The organism is Streptomyces tricolor (genome assembly GCF_002155905.1).
Lineage (GTDB): Bacteria > Actinomycetota > Actinomycetes > Streptomycetales > Streptomycetaceae > Streptomyces > Streptomyces tricolor.
Map to the genome: position 1 here is coordinate 1 of NZ_MUMF01000416.1, position 16896 is coordinate 16896.

Annotated in this window: 14 protein-coding genes; 9 read left to right on the forward strand and 5 right to left on the reverse strand. The window is 73.4% G+C overall.

Going from position 1 to position 16896, the window contains the following annotated elements; all coding sequences use genetic code 11:
* The first annotated feature begins 226 nt into the window (after positions 1-226).
* Entirely contained in the window at positions 227-382 is a 156-nt protein-coding gene (locus CCN44_RS45180) for a DUF6131 family protein (protein WP_086700517.1), read from the forward strand.
* A 36-nt stretch (positions 383-418) separates the two neighbouring features.
* Here CCN44_RS45180 and CCN44_RS27660 read toward each other — a convergent pair whose 3' ends face one another.
* A complete protein-coding gene (locus CCN44_RS27660) occupies positions 419-1267 on the reverse strand; it encodes an alpha/beta fold hydrolase (protein WP_059247053.1) in 849 nt (282 codons plus the stop codon).
* A gap of 103 nt (positions 1268-1370) precedes the next feature.
* Between CCN44_RS27660 and CCN44_RS27665 the strand changes: the two genes are divergently transcribed.
* Positions 1371-1970 carry a TetR/AcrR family transcriptional regulator gene (locus CCN44_RS27665; protein ID WP_059247050.1) on the forward strand — a complete coding sequence of 200 codons (600 nt, stop codon included), beginning with the start codon at positions 1371-1373 and terminating at the stop codon, positions 1968-1970.
* A gap of 40 nt (positions 1971-2010) precedes the next feature.
* Here the strand turns inward: CCN44_RS27665 and CCN44_RS27670 are convergent, their stop codons facing one another.
* The 3 genes from CCN44_RS27670 to CCN44_RS27680 all read right to left on the reverse strand — a co-directional run bounded on the left by CCN44_RS27670 (position 2011) and on the right by CCN44_RS27680 (position 6502).
* Complete coding sequence (locus CCN44_RS27670; protein WP_086700500.1) at positions 2011-2634, reverse strand: DinB family protein; 624 nt, start codon at positions 2632-2634, stop codon at positions 2011-2013.
* A gap of 25 nt (positions 2635-2659) precedes the next feature.
* Complete coding sequence (gene pip, locus CCN44_RS27675; protein WP_086700503.1) at positions 2660-3634, reverse strand: prolyl aminopeptidase; 975 nt, start codon at positions 3632-3634, stop codon at positions 2660-2662.
* A 132-nt stretch (positions 3635-3766) separates the two neighbouring features.
* Positions 3767-6502, reverse strand: coding sequence for a M4 family metallopeptidase (locus CCN44_RS27680; protein ID WP_086700505.1), 2736 nt, complete (start codon positions 6500-6502; stop codon positions 3767-3769).
* Between the two features lie 357 nt (positions 6503-6859).
* Here CCN44_RS27680 and CCN44_RS27685 point away from each other — a divergent pair, with 357 nt between their 5' ends.
* From CCN44_RS27685 to CCN44_RS27710, 6 genes are all read left to right on the forward strand, one after another.
* Positions 6860-7624: a polysaccharide deacetylase family protein gene (locus CCN44_RS27685; RefSeq protein ID WP_059247042.1), complete on the forward strand. Its 765-nt coding sequence runs from the start codon at positions 6860-6862 to the stop codon at positions 7622-7624.
* Between the two features lie 125 nt (positions 7625-7749).
* Positions 7750-9048, forward strand: a complete 1299-nt coding sequence (locus CCN44_RS27690) for an extracellular solute-binding protein (RefSeq protein WP_086700508.1) — start codon at positions 7750-7752, stop codon at positions 9046-9048.
* Positions 9045-10037 (forward strand): carbohydrate ABC transporter permease, encoded by a 993-nt coding sequence (locus tag CCN44_RS27695; RefSeq protein ID WP_208639847.1) that lies wholly within the window; start codon positions 9045-9047, stop codon positions 10035-10037. Before CCN44_RS27690 ends, CCN44_RS27695 begins: the two co-directional genes overlap by 4 nt.
* Entirely contained in the window at positions 10034-10879 is an 846-nt protein-coding gene (locus tag CCN44_RS27700; protein WP_059247037.1) for a carbohydrate ABC transporter permease, read from the forward strand. The genes CCN44_RS27695 and CCN44_RS27700 overlap by 4 nt, the downstream gene beginning before the upstream one ends.
* Before the next feature lie 171 nt (positions 10880-11050).
* Positions 11051-11788, forward strand: a complete 738-nt coding sequence (locus tag CCN44_RS27705) for an SDR family oxidoreductase (RefSeq protein WP_086700511.1) — start codon at positions 11051-11053, stop codon at positions 11786-11788.
* A 137-nt stretch (positions 11789-11925) separates the two neighbouring features.
* Positions 11926-12525 (forward strand): 2'-5' RNA ligase family protein, encoded by a 600-nt coding sequence (locus CCN44_RS27710; protein WP_059254709.1) that lies wholly within the window; start codon positions 11926-11928, stop codon positions 12523-12525.
* A 65-nt stretch (positions 12526-12590) separates the two neighbouring features.
* On the opposite strand, the gene CCN44_RS27715 is transcribed toward CCN44_RS27710, so the two are convergent.
* Positions 12591-15602, reverse strand: a complete 3012-nt coding sequence (locus CCN44_RS27715) for an FG-GAP-like repeat-containing protein (RefSeq protein ID WP_086700514.1) — start codon at positions 15600-15602, stop codon at positions 12591-12593.
* 211 nt (positions 15603-15813) lie between these two features.
* Between CCN44_RS27715 and CCN44_RS46555 the strand changes: the two genes are divergently transcribed.
* A partial coding sequence (locus CCN44_RS46555) for an aminoglycoside phosphotransferase family protein (RefSeq protein ID WP_244203978.1) occupies positions 15814-16896 on the forward strand: 1083 nt, incomplete at its 3' end.

The following is a 16896-nucleotide window of genomic DNA, read 5'->3' on the forward strand; positions in this document are numbered from 1 at the left end:
CGGCTCGATCGAGCCGGGGAAGAGCTGCGGCGGGGTTACCGCGGGGTGCTACCGCTAGGTAATGTGAGGCCGCCGAAACGCCGAGTCAACACGCTCGACAGAAGTTCTTGAAACGCGGACCGGCATGCGTGACGACACCCGTCAGATCCGCTGGGCGCGCACTGATAGGACGCGCGGATCCGGGGCACTCGGGGGACAGGAGCACCGTCAGCAGCTGGAGGCACTCATGATCGCCCTCGGCGTCATCCTACTCATCATCGGCCTCGTCACCGGTATCTCGATCCTGTGGACCATCGGCGTGATCCTGCTGGTGGTGGGAGCCATCCTCTGGATCATGGGGTCCATGGGGCACGCGGTCGCCGGCCGTCGCCACTATTGGTGACCGGCGACACGCCATCCGTCCCGGCGAGCACTGTCCTCAGTGCTCGCCGGGCAGCGGATTCTCCCCGACGAATTCCCGGATCTCCTTGATCAGAGCGGCTGGGTTGTCCAGCTGGACCAGGGTCCGGGCGTCGGGGATCTCCACGTACCGCGCGTTCGGCAGCAGCTCTGCCAGGCGGCGGCCGGTCGCGGGTGGCATCATGCGGTCCTCGGCGCCCCAGGCGACCAGGGCCGGCCGGGTGAACGACGGAAGGTTGCGGGCCGCTTCCCGGTAGCAGTCCTTCCGGGTGGCCCGGCAGAACTTCGCGAGATCGCGGCGGATGTGCCGGTTCGTCAGCAGGGGGCCGTACCACCTGGCGATCATTTCCTTCGGCAGCCGCCGCTTCGCCATGCCGCCGAGCGAGGACTCCATGCGGGCCAGGAACGGGAAGCGGAAGGACTGCAGGAGGAGGAAGAGCCCGCCGGGGACCTTGCACGCCACGGCGAGGAGGCGGCCCTGGACTCCGGGCGGGTAGTTGTCCAGCGCCTCGCAGGAGGTGAGGACGAGCCGGGCGATCCGCTCGTCCCGCACGCCGACCAGGAGCTGGGCCGTACCGGTGTCGTTCTGGACGAGGGTGACGTCCCGCAGGTCCAGGCGGTCCATGAACTCCGCCAGCAGGCGGGCGATGCCGTGCGCGGAGAGGTCGGCGTCGGGCCGCATCGGGCGGCGGTGGCTGCCGATCGGCAGGACCGGGACCAGCACCCGGAAGTCGGACCGCAGACCGGCGACGACCTCGGCCCACACCGACCCGTCGAAGCCGAGGCCGTGGGCCAGGACCAGCACGGGCCCGTCGCCCCCGGTGTCCTCGTAGTCGATGGTTCCCGCACTCAGCTCGATCTCCGGCATGCCGTGCCTCCGCCCGGTCGGGTCGCCACTTGATAGATCGTTCTAGTGACAGAATAGGCCCTGAGCGCCCGAGGGCGACAGCGGCTTTCCGGAGGTTTCCGCCGTGAGCGATGGCAGGGCCACGAGCACCCATGAGACCCGGCAGCGCATCCTGGCCGCCGGCATCGAACTGTTCCGGCGCACGGGCTACACCGGCACCGGCATGAAACAGATCGCCCAGGCCGCCGGTGCGCCCTTCGGGTCGATCTACCACTTCTTCCCCGGCGGGAAGGCCCAGCTCGGCGAGGAGGTGATCCGCAGCGCGGGCGCCGGCTACGGGGAACTCGTCACCACGCTGATGACGCCGTACGAGGACCGGGTCGCGGCCACCGCCGACGCCTTCACCGCGGCGGCCGGCACCCTCGCCGACCTGGACTACGCCGACCCCTGCCCCATCGCGACCGTCGCCCTGGAGGTCGCGAGCACCGACGAGACGCTGCGGCGGGCCACCGCGGAGGTGTTCGACAGCTGGATCGACCGGCTCGCCGCCTACTACGCCGAGGGCGGGATCCCCGCCGCGGCCGCCCGGGAGACGGCGACCTCGGTCATCGCCCTGCTGGAGGGCGCGTTCATGCTGGGCCGGGCGGCGCGCAGCACCGCGCCGGTGCTGGCCGCGGGCACGGCGGCGGCGGCGATCGTACGGTCCGCGCTGGCCGCGGGGTGAGGCGGGCGGCCGGACCGCGGGCCCGGCCGCCCCTGCCCCGTCAGTCCGGGCGGCCCGCCCGGTGGAGGTCGCGCAGGAGGGCGATCTCGGCTCCGTGGTGCAGTACTTCCTGGTTGACCCACCACACGATGTCCCGGAAGGGCTCCTCCGCGTCGCTGCCGTAGGGGTAGGTGCAGTACCCGACCGTGTCCAGGGCGGCGTCGTCCGCCTTCAGCAGGACGGCCCGCCAGGCGGCGGCGCCGGACTCGAGGGCCGCGACGGCGCCGGCGGCGTCCGCGTGGACGGGGTGTGCCTCCCGGGTCGCCGAGCGGCTGCCGGCGGTGTGGTCGGCGCGCAGGACCAGCATCTCGGTGAGATGGCTGAGGCGCCAGGCGATCGTGGTGACCGGCGGCGGCCAGGGGTGCGGGTGGGCGGCGGCGTCGCGGCCCCAGTCGCCGGCGCCGTCCAGGTGGGTCGCGCGCGGCCCCGGGCCGGCCGCCCGGCGCCGGACCGACCAGCAGCCGGGCACCGGCTCCCAGAGGTGCTCCTCGTCGGTCAGCGGCCCGACCGGGGTGTCCGTGCCGTCCCCGCTGTCCATGAGGGGCCCGCGCAGGCGGCCGACGAGCCGCTCGCACGCGAAGTCGAACTGGTCCAGCAGCGGACCGAGGCGGGGCGGTGTCGTCATCTGTGCTCCCGGAAAGGGTCGTGGGTCATCGGCCGGTCCGGCCCGCGTACCTGTCGGTGGCCGCGACCAGGGCCTCCGCCATGCCGGGCGCCCCGGCGTTGTGGCCCGCGTCGTCCACGATCACCAGCTCGCTGCCGGGCCAGGCGTGATGGAGCCGCCAGACGGTGCCGAGCAGGTTGCCGAGGTCGAGGCTGCCCTGGACGAGGGTGCCGGGGATGCCCTTGAGCAGGTGGGCGTCGCGCAGGATCACTCCCTCGCCGCCGTCCTCGTCGCCGAGGAAGTGGCCGTTGCCCCAGTAGTGGGTGACGGTGCGGGCGAAGCCCTGACGGAAGACCGGGTCCTCGAAGCGCTCGACGGAGCGCGGGGGCGCGGGGATGACGGCCGTCTCCCAGTCGGTCCAGGCCCGCGCTGCCCGCTCCCGCACCTCGGGGTCGGGGGATTCGAGCAGCCGGTTGTAGGCGGCGGCGAGGTTGCCGTCCCGGTCGTCGGCCGGCAGCCCGGCGAGGAACGCCTCGAAGGCCGCCGGGAACAGCCTGCCCAGCCCCCGGGTCAGCAGCTCCACCTCGGCGTCCGACCCGGTGGCGACCCCGGTGAGGACCAGTTGGGTGACGACGCCGGGGTGGGTCTGGGCGTAGCGCAGCGCGAGCGCCGAGCCCCAGGACACGCCCCAGACCAGCCAGCGCTCGATGCCCAGGTGCCGGCGCAGCAGCTCCAGGTCGGCCAGGAGCCGGTCCGTGGTGTTGACGCTCATGTCGGTGTCGTGGCGGCTCGCGTGCGGGACGGACCGGCCGCTGCCGCGCTGGTCGAGCTGGACGATCCGGTAGGCGGCCGGGTCGAACAGGCGGCGGGCGTAGGGGGTGCTGCCGGAGCCCGGTCCGCCGTGCAGGAGGAGGGCGGGTGTGCCGTCGGGGTTGCCGCTGGTCTCCCAGTGGACGTGGTTGCCGTCGCCCACGTCGAGCAGGCCGTGTGCGTACGGCTCGATCTCCGGATAGAGAGGCATCCGGGCACCGTAGCGCGCGCCGTACCGCGTTGTCCGCCCCCTTACGGCCCGGCGGAGGGGAGTCCGGCGGGCCGCGGGTCGTGCCCGGCGGTGGTCAGGCCCGGGTGGTGCCGGGGCGGGCCCGGGCAGCCGTCAGGCGCAGGTGCCGCTGGGGCGGGCCCGGGTCACCACGTCGCTGACGCCGGTGGTCGCGTCCAGCCAGACGACGCGGGTGCCGTCGGCCGCAGCGGCGGAGAGCTGCTCGCCGCGGTTGCAGGAGACCCGGCTGCGGCGCAGGCCGTCGCCCTTGCGGTCGGGTGTGAACTGCCAGAGCTTGGACAGCGTCGCGTTGCCGGTCTCGGCCGAGGGTGTGCGGGCGACCATCGTCACGGCGTCCGCGGAGGCCGTCACCTCGGAGACGTTCCGTGCGTCGGGGCCGGTCTCCGGGCTGAGGTCGGTGACGCCCGAGCCGTCGAGTCCGGCACGGCGCAGGGTGGTGGTGCCGTTCTGGCCGACGGCGTCGAGCAGCCAGTAGACGTGGTCGCCGGTGAGGGCCGTCGGGCCGAGGCTGGTCTGCGGGGCGGCCTGCTGGATCACCGTCTCCTCGCCGGTGGCCACGTCGATCAGCCGGGTGGTGGACTCGTACACCGCGCGGACGCGCCGCCGGTCCTGGTAGACGATCTTCCCGTTGTGCACGGAGGGGAAGGTCGCCCGGTGGTAGGTGCCGCCGCCGATGGTCTCGACGTGCGTCGGGTCCTTCAGGCTCAGGTGGGCCACGCCGGCCCGGCCGCCGTGGTTGCTGTAGGCGAAGGCCACGACGTCGCCGTCCACGCCCAGTGCCGTACCGGCGCTCCGGCCGTGCCACAGGGTGCGCACCGGTCCGCCCGCGAGGGGCCGGGCCAGGATGTCCACGCCGGAGGGGCCGTGGGCCTGCCACACCACCGTCCTGCCGTCGGTGGCCGGGTTGACGTGGTAGCGGCCGTCGTTGGGGCTCATCAGCTTGAGCTGTCCCTTGCCGTCGGTGCGGCCGGCCCACACCGAGTACGGCTCGGAGCCGGACTCGTTCGAATTGGCGGCGACCCACCAGCCGCCGCCGGCGCCGAGGTGGGTGTCGTAGGTGTTGACGCGGGAGAGCAGCACGTCGGAGTCGATGCCGAGGGCCTTCTCCCAGTTCGGGACGATGCCGTGCGCGGTGAAGGCCCGCTGGACGGCGGCGAGGTTCTGCCCGCCGGTCTTGAGCTGCTTGGCGGCGGCGACGACCGCGGCACGGCCCTGGGTGAAGCCGTCGAGCGGGGTGAGGTACTCGGTGAGGGCCTTGTAGACGATCTTGTCGGCGAGATCGGGGCCGAGGGCTTCGCGGATGTCCCACAGCGCGCCGGCGAAGATGGTGGAGTTGAGGTGCACGCCGCCGTTGTCGGTGCCGAATCCGACGCCGAGGAAGGAACCGGCGGTGGTGCGCCCGTCGTTCAGGTCGCGGATCGCGCAGGCGCGCGGGTCCTTGGTACGGCACAGGGTCTCGCCCAGCAGCGCGGAGTCCGGGTCGTCCATGGACAGGTGGCGGGCGTCGGACTCGATGGCGTTGCCGAAGTAGTCGGCGAGGGCCTCGTTCATGGCGCCGGACTGGCCCGCGTAGACCAGGCCGGCGGAGTGCTCGATGACACCGTGGGTCATCTCGTGGCCGACCACGTCCAGTGCCGCCGACAGCGGCCGGTACTCGGCGTCGCCGGAGCCGTAGACCATCTTCCGGCCGTCCCAGAAGGCGTTGACGTACGGCTGCCCGTAATCGGTCGCGCCCACCAGGGAGTTGACGGTCATGCCGTGGCCGTCCAGGCTGTCCCGGCCGAACGTGGCCCGGTAGTAGTCGTAGACCTGTCCGGCGGCCCAGTGGGCGTCGACCGCGCCGGAGTCGGTGGCCTCGGCGCCGAACCGCTCGGTGGGCGAGGCGAATTCCTGGAGGCCCTCGGGCCAGGCGCCGGACAGGTCGCTCGCCCACCGGCCGCGGGCGTCCCAGGTGGCCAGGACGCGGTCGGGGTCGCTCTGGATGCGGGTGCGGTCGCGCAGGACGTAGGCGTCGCGGGCGTCGTCACGGGTGATGCCGAGGGAGACGGTGGTGCCGTCCAGCCGGACGCCGGTGCCGGTGGTGCCGGGTGCGGGCTCGTCCGCGCGGGCGCGGGCCGCGCGCGTCCGGGCGTCGGCGGTGCCGGGCGCGCGGAAGGTGCGGACCCCGCTGTACTGGAGCACCGGGTACCCGGCCCGGGCGTCGATGTAGACCTCGCGCAGCACCGGTTCGCCGTGCGCCGGGTCGGTGCCGCGGACGGTGATGTGACGGGTGAGGACGCCCGTGCCCCGGGGGACGACGACCAGTCCGTGGGAGGTGCCGGTGAGCGGTGTGCCCTCGTCCTCGCCGTCCGGGCCGGCGGTGAACGAGCGGGCGGTGAGGTCCTGGCGGACGGCGTCGACGGCCCGCTCGACGGCCAGGGCGTCGTCGATCTCGGCGGTCGTGCCGGTGCGCAGCCCGGTGAAGTATCTGCCGGAGGTGCCGGTGACGATCCGCCGGCCGTCCGCGCGTTCCATCCGGACGAGGTACTGCCCGCCCAGCACCGGCACTCCGTGGTGGATCTGCTGGAGCCGCACGGTCTGCCGGCCGCCGGACGTGAGCGTGCCGGCGGGCTTCAGGTCCCGGACCGGGTCGGCGATCCGGTAGCGGTCCTCGCGGGCGGCGAGGTGGGCGCGGGCGGCGTCCGCGGCGGTGCGGGCCGCCGGTGCCTGCTCCCGGATGCCGTCCACCAGGGCCGGTGCGGCCGTGCCCTCCCCCACCGCGGTCGTCCCGGGTGCCGCGGGCGCGGCGCCGGCGGGTGCCGCCGTGACGACGAGTGCGGCGGCGCCCAAGAGCGCCGCCGCACCGGATAAAGCGTGTCGCCGGGTTCTCGGTGCTGCCACCGGATGCTCGGAGCGCGTTCTGGAATGACGCACTGTCTCCCCAACCCCCCACAGCCGTACGTCCGTCACCGGCGACGGCCTGCCGCCGGGCAGGCCTATTGGAAGCGGAGGTACGGCGGTGCATCAACAGGCCGGACGGGACGACCGGCGATTTCCGGACCCCGGGCGGCGGGCGACTGTCGCGGAACCGCCGCGGAATTGTCCGTGATCCGTAACAGACGGATCCCGTGCTCGTTCCGCTCCGTCCTGCCAGGTGCACAAGGCATCGGCACGGCACGGACAGCGGACGGCAGGGGGCGGAACGACATGGCGCGGCATGGTGGACGGGGATGGTACGGCCGGGTGGTCGCGGCGGCGGTCGGGGTCACGGCGGTGGCCGCCGTCACCTCGGTGTGGACCGCGCAGGCCGGGCAGAGCGGCGGCGGGCCGGCGGCGCCGTCCCGGGCCGCCGCGCCGAAGCCGGCGGCCGTGTCCGCGGCCATCGCCCACGCCTCCGACCGGGGCGAGCACGCGGTCAACATCACCATCGACGACGGCCCGGACCCGGTGTGGACCCCGCAGGTGCTCCGACTGCTGCGCGACAACGGCGTGAAGGCGACCTTCTGCATGGTCGGCACCCAGGCCCAGGCGCACCCGGACCTGGTCCGGCAGGTGGTGGCCGACGGGCACCGGCTGTGCGACCACACCGTGGCGCACGACACCACCATGGACGCCAAGTCCCAGGCCTATCAGGCGAAGCAGATCACGGACGCGGAACGGCAGATCACCAAGGCGTCGGGGGGCGTGCGTCCGATGTACTACCGGGCCCCGGGCGGCGCGTTCACCCCGTACAGCCGGAAGCTGGCGGCCTCGCACGGGATGCGGCCCCTGGGCTGGAACGTCGACTCGAAGGACTTCGAGCGGCCGGGCAGCGAGGCGATCATCGCCACCGTCAAGCGCGAGCTGGCCAACGGGCCCACGATCCTCTTCCACGACGCGGGCGGTGACCGCGCCCAGACGGTGGCGGCGCTGCGCACCCTGCTGCCCTGGCTGAAGCAGCAGGGGTACGCCTTCGGCTTCCCCGTGCGCTGAGGGAGCGTCCCCGGGTTCGGCACGCCCTCTTGTGGGCGTGTTCATGGAGCCTTTAGCCTCCGAGGCGTTGTGCACAGCGAAACAGTCATTGCGCATGCTGCAACGCCTCATCGGAGGAGCACTCCATGAACCTGTCCGTCCGCCTCGTGGGGTTCACCGCGCTCGCCGCCGCGCTGGCCACCGCCTGCGCGCCCCAGACCTCCGGCACCTCCTCCTCCGCCAAGGACGACAAGAGCGGCACCCTTCGGGTGTGGCTCTTCCAGGAGGTCGACAACCGGCCCAAGCAGCAGGTGGTCGACGCCGTCCTCGCGGGCTTCGAGAAGGCGCACCAGGACACCGAGGTCAGCGTCGAGTACATCCCGGTGGAGACCCGCGCCCAGCGCATCAAGGCCGCGTTCAACGACCCGAAGTCCGCGCCGGACGTCATCGAGTACGGCAACACCGACACCGCCGGCTATGTACGGGACGGCGGACTGCTGGACGTCACCCGGGAGTTCGACGCCTGGAGCGAGGCCGCGGACACCGACCCGACCGCCCGGCGATCGGTCACCGTGGACGGCAGGGTGTACGGGGCGCCGTACTTCGTCGGCGTCCGCGCGCTGTACTACCGGACCGACGTCTTCGAGGAACTCGGCCTCGCCGTACCCACCTCGCGCGCCGAGCTGATCTCGACGGCCAAGCGGATCCGGGCCGCGAAGCCCCACCTGTACGGCCTCGCCGTCGGCGGCGCCTACACCTACGGCGCGCTGCCGTTCCTCTGGGCCGACGGCGGGGAACTGGCCATCGGCGAGGAGGGGTCGTACGCCTCCGCCCTCGACAGCCCGGCCGCCCGCAAGGGCATCAAGGCGTACACCTCCCTCTTCGGCGACGACAACTGCCCGGCCGCCAAGTGCGCGGGCATGAACGGCAACGACACGGTGACCGCGTTCGCCTCCGGCAAGGCGGCCATGGCGATCGGGGGCGACTTCAGCCACGCCGCCGTGGAGGCCGGGAAGGTCAGGGGAAAGTACGCCGTGGTGCCGCTGCCGGGGGTCAAGCCCGGTTCGATCGCGCCGGCCTTCGCGGGCGGCAACAACATCGGCGTCCTGAAGAGCACCTCGCACCGCACGCTCGCCGTGGACCTGATGAAGCGGCTCGCCTCGAAGAAGACGCAGGGTGAACTCTTCGACGCGATGGGCTTCCTGCCGACCTTCACGGACGTACGGCGGCAGGCCGCGGCGAAGGAGCCGTTCGTGAAGCCGTTCGTCGACACCCTCGCCGCCGGCACCAGGTTCGTGCCGGCCTCGCCGGCCTGGGCGCAGATCGACTCCTCGCTGGTGCTGCCGACCATGTTCCAGGAGATCGTCAGCGGCAAGAAGGACGTGGCGGCGGCTTCGGAGGACGCGGCGCGCAAGATGAACGACGCGTTCGGCGCGGCCGGATGAGCCGGGTGACGGCGCCTTCGGGGCCGAACGCCGCGGAGCGCCGGCGCGTGCGGGTGGCGCGCGGACCGTCGCGCCCGCACGGCGGCAGCCGCGCATCGCACCCCGCCCCGCGCCCCTCGGCCGGCTGGACGCCCTGGCTGTATCTGGCTCCCGCGCTGCTCGTGCTGGGCGGGCTGCTGGTCTACCCGGTCTACCAGCTCGGGCTGATCTCGGTCCTGGAGTACACCCAGGCCCAGGTCAGCGGCGGCCGGCCGACCAGCTTCCGGGGCCTGGACAACTACACCGAGCTGTTCTCCGACGACCAGTTCTGGCAGGTGCTGCTGGCGACGGTGGGCTTCGCGGCGGCCTGTGTGGTCTCCACGCTGGCGGTGGGCTGCGCGCTCGCCGTCCTGCTCACCCGCGTCCGCGCCCTCCCCCGGCTCGCGCTGATGCTGGCCGCGCTCGGCGCGTGGGCGACCCCGGCGATCACCGGCTCGACGGTCTGGCTGTTCCTGTTCGACCCCGACTTCGGCCCGGTCAACCGCCTGCTGGGCCTCGGCGACCACTCCTGGACGTACGGCCGGTACAGCGCCTTCCTGCTGGTCCTGCTCGAAGTGGTGTGGTGCTCCTTCCCGTTCGTGATGGTCACCGTCTACGCCGGCATCCGCGCCGTGCCGAGCGAGGTGCTGGAGGCCGCCGCCCTGGACGGCGCCTCGCACTGGCGGATCTGGCGCTCGGTGCTGGCGCCGATGCTCCGGCCGATCCTGGTCGTCGTCACCGTCCAGTCGGTGATCTGGGACTTCAAGGTCTTCACCCAGATCTATGTGATGACGGGCGGCGGCGGCATCGCCGGGCAGAACCTGGTCCTGAACGTCTACGCCTACCAGAAGGCCTTCGCGTCCTCGCAGTACAGCCTCGGCTCGGCGATCGGCGTCGTGATGCTGCTGATCCTGCTCGCCGTCACGCTCGGGTATCTGCGGCTGCTGCGCCGCCAAGGGGAGGAACTGTGAGCCTCGTCCGCGATGTGGTGCGCCGCCCCTGGCGGCTGGCGGCCGAGGCGACCGCGCTGCTGGTCGCCGCGGTCGTCGCCTTCCCGCTGTACTGGATGGTGCTCAGCGCCGTGAAACCGGCCGGGGAGATCGAGTCCACCGATCCGCGGCCCTGGACGTCGTCGCCTTCGCTGGACTCCTTCCGGCGCGTGTTCGGGCAGCAGGAGTTCGGCCGGTACTTCGTCAACAGCCTCGTCGTCGCGGTGAGTGTCGTGATCGCCTCGGCGCTGATCGCCTTTCTCGCCGCGACCGCCGTGACACGCTTCCGGTTCCGCTTCCGGACGACGCTGCTGATCATGTTCCTGGTGGCCCAGATGGTGCCGGTGGAGGCGCTCACCATCCCGCTGTTCTTCCTCATGCGGGACGTCGGCCAGCTGAACACGCTGGGTGCGCTGATCCTGCCGCACATCGCCTTCTCGCTGCCGTTCGCGATCTGGATGCTGCGGGGGTTCGTGAGGGCTGTCCCGGAGTCCCTGGAGGAGGCCGCGTACCTCGACGGGGCGAGCCGTGCGCGCTTCCTGTGGCAGATCCTGCTCCCGCTGGTCCTGCCGGGCCTGGTCGCCACCAGCGTGTTCTCCTTCATCTCCGCCTGGAACGACTTCCTGTTCGCCAAGTCGTTCATCATCAGCGACACCTCGCAGTCGACGCTGCCGCTGGCCCTGCTGGTCTTCTACAAGCCGGACGAGCCGGACTGGGGCGGGGTCATGGCCGCCTCCACGGTGATGACGATTCCGGTCCTGGTGTTCTTCGTCCTCGTCCAGCGACGGCTGGTCTCCGGGCTGGGCGGGGCGGTGAAGGACTGACGCGTCCCGGCGCCCCCGCGCGCCCGGAGGCCGGCTGCTCCGATCGGGTCCCGGCCCCGGGTGTCACGGATCCGGCGGTCGCCCGGTCCGATAGATGTGCGCGGTGACGCACCGGCTCCGGCGGCTGTCGCCGGGGTCCGCGAGGCGACGCATCGGCTGACGGAGACAGTGATGAAGATCGTGGTGATCGGCGGTACGGGGCTCATCGGCTCGCAGGTGGTCGCGCTGGTGCGCGCGAACGGGCACGAGGCGGTGCCCGCCGCTCCGTCCACCGGTGTCGACGCCGTGACCGGCGAGGGGCTGGCCCGGGCGGTCGAGGGCGCGGACGTGGTCGTGGACGTCTCGAACTCCCCGTCCTTCGACGCCGGGCCGGCGCTGGACTTCTTCACCCGCTCGGCGCGGCACCTGTGCGCCGCCGAGCGGGAGGCGGGCGTGCGCCACCACGTCGTGCTCTCCATCATCGGCGTCGACCAGGTGCCCGACTACGGCTACTACCGGGCCAAGGTGGCCCAGGAGGAGGCGGTGCGCGGCAGCGGTGTGCCGTACAGCATCGTGCGTGCCACCCAGTTCTTCGAGTTCATCGCTCCGGTGATGAACATGACCACGGAGGGTGCGGAGGTACGTCTGCCGTCCACGCGGCTGCGTCCGATGGCCTCCGCGGACGTCGCCGCCGCCGTCGCCGAGGCGGCCCAGGGCGAACCGTCCGACGGCATCCGCGAGATCGCGGGGCCGGAGGCGTACGGTCTCGACCGGCTCGGTGAGATCACCCTGGCGGCGAAGCCGGACGGCCGTACCGTCGTCACGGACGAGACGGCCGGCCCGTTCGCGGGCATGCCCGACGTGCTCACCGGCGACGGCGCCGCGCACCTGGCGTCCACCCGCTACGAGGACTGGCTCCGGCAGCACTGACCCCGCGCCACGGGCGGTCGGTGAGCCGGTGCGCCGACCGTTCGTCCGCGCGTGGGCCACACTGCCGGACAGCCGTGGACGCGGCCGTCGGAGCGCTTCCGCCGCCGCGCTCGGCACCGGTCTGGGACGATGGCCGTGTGGACCGGTACCCGGGCTTCGGCGAGGCCGAGCCGGCGGACGCGCTCCCGGTGGCGCCGACGCCCCGGACCGCGGTGGCCTGGCTGCCGCCGCCGGAGCTGTGGCCGCCGATCCAGGACATCCGCTGGGAGCACGATCCGCAGGTACGGCGGTGGCCGCCGCATGTGAATCTGCTGTTCGGCTTCGTGCCGGAGGAGGAGTTCGAGCGGGCCGTCCCGCTGCTGTCCGCCGGGGCGGCGCACGGTACGGCGTTCCCGGCCCGCCTGGCCGGGGTGCGCTCCTTCCGGCACCGGCACTACGCGACGGTGTGGCTCGACCCGGCCGCCGCCGGCCCGGCGCCGTGGGCCCGTCTCCACCGGGAGCTGGCGCTGCGCTTCCCGCTCTGCCGGGGACGCGGCGAACGTTTCACCCCGCATCTCTCCCTCGGCCGCACCCGGGACCCGAAGCGCCTGGCGGCCGAGTGCGCCGCCCGGCTCGGCACGCTGACCGCGGTGGTCGAGGAGGTGGTCCTGCTCTCCCGGCGCGGCACGGAGCCCATGCGGCCCCGGGCGGTGATCACCCTGGGCACGGGCGAGGTCCGCCGGACGCAGGAGTACTGACCTGCTCCCGGCAGGCGGCAGGCGCCCCCCGGCCCGGGGGCGCCTGCCGTCGGGGCCGTGCCCGGCTAGAACAGGCCCTTGTATCCGCCCCAGCCGGTGGCGATCTTCGTCCGGGCGCCGAAGGAGCCCTTGCCGTTGCCGTTGCTGCGCCACAGCACGCCGGAGGTGTCGCGCGCGACGAGGTCGGCCTTGCCGTCGCCGGTGAGGTCGCCGGCGCCGACGACGGCGTTGTAGGAGGCGCCCCAGGCGGTGGCGACCTTCACGCGGGCGGCGAAGCCGCCCGACGCGGTGCCGTTGTACCGCCACAGCGTGTTCGACCGGTCCTGGACCAGCAGGTCGCCGCGGCCGTCGCCGGTGAGGTCACCCGCGCCGACGACCTTCTTGTAGCCCCGCCAGTCCGCGTACAGCTTGACCCGCGCGGACAGCTTGCCCGTGCCGGTCGCCTTGTACAGGTACACCGTGCCGGTCCGGGCGGCGCGCGCTATCAGGTCGGCGCGGCCGTCACCGGTGACGTCGCCCGGGGAGGTCAGCACGTCGTACTGCTCGAAGCCGCTGCCCAGCGAGGTGTACGGCGTCGACGTGGTGAGGGCCTTGCCGCAGCCGGGCCGGTACCCGCGCAGGGTGCCGTTCGAGAGGCGGACCAGGACGTCGTTGCAGCGGTCCCCGTCGAGGTCCCCGACCGGGACGGCCTTGATCGTGGCCGGCCAGCCGGAGGCGGAGACCTTGCCCGCGAAACCGCCCTTGCCGTCGCCCCTCTGGATGCTCAGGGAACCGGAGGAGGTGAGGGTGAACAGGTCGCCGATGCCGTCGGAGCCGGCGTGGTCGCGCGGCACGGCCGCCGCACCGGAGACGCGGACGGTACCGGTGGTGGACAGCTCGGAGCCGGCGCCGTCGGCGGGGGCGGCGGTGAGCGTCCAGGTGTAGGCGCCGTTGGGCACCAGGCCGGCGGACTCGTTCCGGCCGTCCCAGGCGACCCGGACCGAGCTGCGGGTGGCACCGCCCTGCCAGGTGCGCTGCACGGCCCCCGTGGTGGCGCTCTTGAGGGTCAGCTTCCAGGAGGACGCGGGCTTGGACAGCCACCAGCGGCCGTTCCACCGCGCGCTGCCGCCGGCCGCCGCGAACGAGGCGGGGGCGACGGAGTCCGGCACGGTGAGCGGGGACGGCAGCCAGGTGTAGTCGTAGGCGCCGACGACGTGCACGGTGTCGTCCGCGTCCACGTAGGCGACCTTGTTGGAGCGGCGGTCGACGGTCCAGGTGACACCGCGGGTGTCGGCCGCCGTCGTGGGGGCGACGCCGCGGACGGGGTCGAGGTCGTCGACGACCTGGTTGTAGAGCCGGGTCAGCCGGAGCAGCTTCGCCGCGGGGTCGTAGTAGCCGAAGAAGCCGTCACCGAGCAGGACGTCGCCGACCGGAGCCGGGTAGGTGTAGCCCGGCGTGTCGGGCCGGACGATGCCGGCCTTCTTCTCCGCGGCGCAACTCCAGTACAGGAAGGTGCCGTTGGTGCGCACGTCGCCGGGCACGCAGCCGCTGTCCGTGGTGACGGTGCGGACCGTCTTCCCGGTGCGCAGGCTGGTGCCGACGATCTGGCCGGCCGTGGCGGACGGCGTCCACAGCGTGCTGTGGTCGAGCGCGGCGGCCTGCGCCTTCTGCTGGCGGACGACCTTGCCCGCGGCGATGTCCACGACGTACTGCGTGCCGCCGCCCTGGTACAGCACGTACTGCGGGGAGACGTCCAGGATCCGGCCGTCGGCGGCGGGCAGCGGGATGTTCCCGCGCGGGTCGTCGGCGGTGGTCAGGACGTCCTTGCCGGTGGCCGGGTCGGTGGCGAGCTGGGCCAGGCCCTCGTCGCCGCCGTCGGCGAAGCGGCCGGGGCCGGTGCTGCCGGAGGTGGTGACCGGCGTCAGCGGCCGGCCGCCGGCCGGCGCGAGGGCGGTGCCGATGTCCTGGCCGTGCAGAGTCGCCGTACCGCGCAGCGAGTTGAGCAGGCGGACGGTGCCGCGGTCCAGGCCGAGCGCGCCGACCGTGCCGTCGTGATGGACAGGGGTCACGGTGTGCCGGGGCGTGGCCTGGATGCCGCCCCGGCCGTCCCCGGAGACGAAGAACAGGGTGCGCGGCCCGTCGGCGGTGGTCCGGCCGAGCACGGTCAGCTCGTTGCCGAACTGCCAGGCTGCTTCGACGTGGGCCAGCACCGGCGGCGCGTCCGGGGCGAGGGACTGGTTGTGCAGCGGCCCGCCCGAACCCTCGTACCACAGCAGGTTGTTGTCCACGACGAAGGAGGTGACCTCGCTGTCCGGGGACGCGGTGGGCACGGTCCGGACGCCGGGCGTGTCACCCGCGCTGCTGCGCGCCCTCATCCGGATTCCGGGCCCGCCCTCCCGGGTGTACCACGTCACCCAGGAGCGGGTGAGCCGGAAGCTGCTCGCCGGTCCGGTCACCTGGAGCGGTGTGACCGCGCCGGAGATGCCGTTGACGATGCCGTAGGCGGCGCGGCCGTCCTTCTGGTAGCGGACGATGAAGTCGGTGCTCTCGCCCGCGAGGATCTCGGGCTTGGCCTCGGCCGTGGCGCCCTCGGGGAGGCGCACCGGGACGTCGTAGACGGTGCCGCCGTCCCGGCCGCGCAGGACCCGGTACTCGTGGATGCCGTCGGCCAGTTGCCGCGAGACCAGGATCAGGCCGTCGCTGACCTGCGGATGCCGGTAGCCGTCGGGCAGCGTCAGGGCGGAGGAGGTGCCGTCGTCCAGCTTGAGCCGCACGATGCGGGTGCGGCCGTCGTCGGCGCCGGCGGAGTAGAAGACATAGTTGTCGTAGTGGCTGGTGAAGAAGATGGACTGGGCGGGCACGCCGGCCAGCCCCGGGACCGGCTTTCCGTTGCCGACCCAGACGTAGCCGTCGGTGCCCTCCTCCTGGTACACCGCGCCGAGGCGGGTGCTGGTCACGACGGTGAACTGCCGGTCGACGTCGGCGTCGGGCGCGGCGATGGTGACCTCGCCGGTGACGGCGTACGCGGGCGTGAGCGAAGGCAGCGCGAGACCCGCCGTGACGACGAGCGCGGTGGTGACGGCGGCGGCTCTCCCCAAGCGCGCCGGCCGACGGTGCCGTACGGGCACGATTCCCCCCTGTATGCGGCTGTGGCTGTGCGGAGTCTGTCGTCGCACGACGTTCCGCACACGTGTTCGTGAGCATACAGCCGCCCCGCAGGGCGAGTTGAGCCCCGTGCGCACCTCCGGATGCGGGGAGCGCGGGGAAAACCGCTGGCCGGACCGTCGGCCGCGATGCTGGGATGGGGCGATGCGAGTCGATGACACGACCGTCGTGGACCGGGGCCGGTACCCGGACGCGGCGACACCGTGGGAACGGGAGTCCTGGCGGGCCGAGGCACTCGGCTGGGTGGCCGACAGCCTCACCGCGCACGGTCTGCACGCGTCCGGAGCCCTGGAGGTACGGCTGCGACCGTGGTCGGTGCTGGTCCGGGTGCCCGTGGAACAACGAGCGGCCGGTACGGGGCGGACGGCGGGCCCGGAGCGGAAGGCAGGCGCGGAGCAGGCGGTCGGCGCGGGGGCGGTGGTCGGCGGAGCACCGGCGACCGCCGGACCGGCAGCCGCCGGACGGCAGGCGACCGACCCGGGAGCGGCGACCGGCGTCGGACCGGCACCCCGCTCAGGAGGGGAAAGCTGGGTCGGACCGGCAGCCCGCTCAGGAGGGGCAGCCGGTACGGGGACGGCAGTCGGCGGGGGGCCCGCGGCCGTCTGGTTCAAGGCGACCCCGGCGGCCAGCGCCTTCGAGGGGCCGCTGACCGCCGCGCTGGCCCGCTGGGTGCCGGAGCATGTGCTGCGCCCGCTGGCCGTCGACGCCGCGCGCGGCTGGGTGCTGCTGCCCGACGGGGGCGACCTGTTCCGGTCCGTGCTCGGCCGTGAACCGGTCGGGCCGCGGGACTGGGAGGCGCTGCTGCGCCAGTACGCGAGCATGCAGTACGACCTGATTCCGCACGCCGATGCGATCGAGCGGCTGGGGGTGCCGGCCGCCCGGACCCTCGACCTGCCGGAGGTGTTCGACGAGCTGCTCGCCGGGAACTCCGCGCTGACCCCGCAGGAGCGGGCCCGGCTGGAGGGCGTGCGGCCCCGGCTCGCGGACTGGTGCGCGGAACTCGCGTCCGTCGGCGTCCCGGACACGCTCGACCACGCCGATCTGCACGACGGCCAGCTGTTCCGGCCGGCACCGGGCCGGTTCACCTTCTTCGACTGGGGCGACGCCGCCGTCTCCCACCCGTTCTGCAGCCTGCGCGTGCCCGTCGAACGGGCCGTCGACCGCTACGGTCCGCAGGTGCTGCCCCGGCTGCTCGACGCCTACCTGGAGCCGTGGGCGGGAGACGGC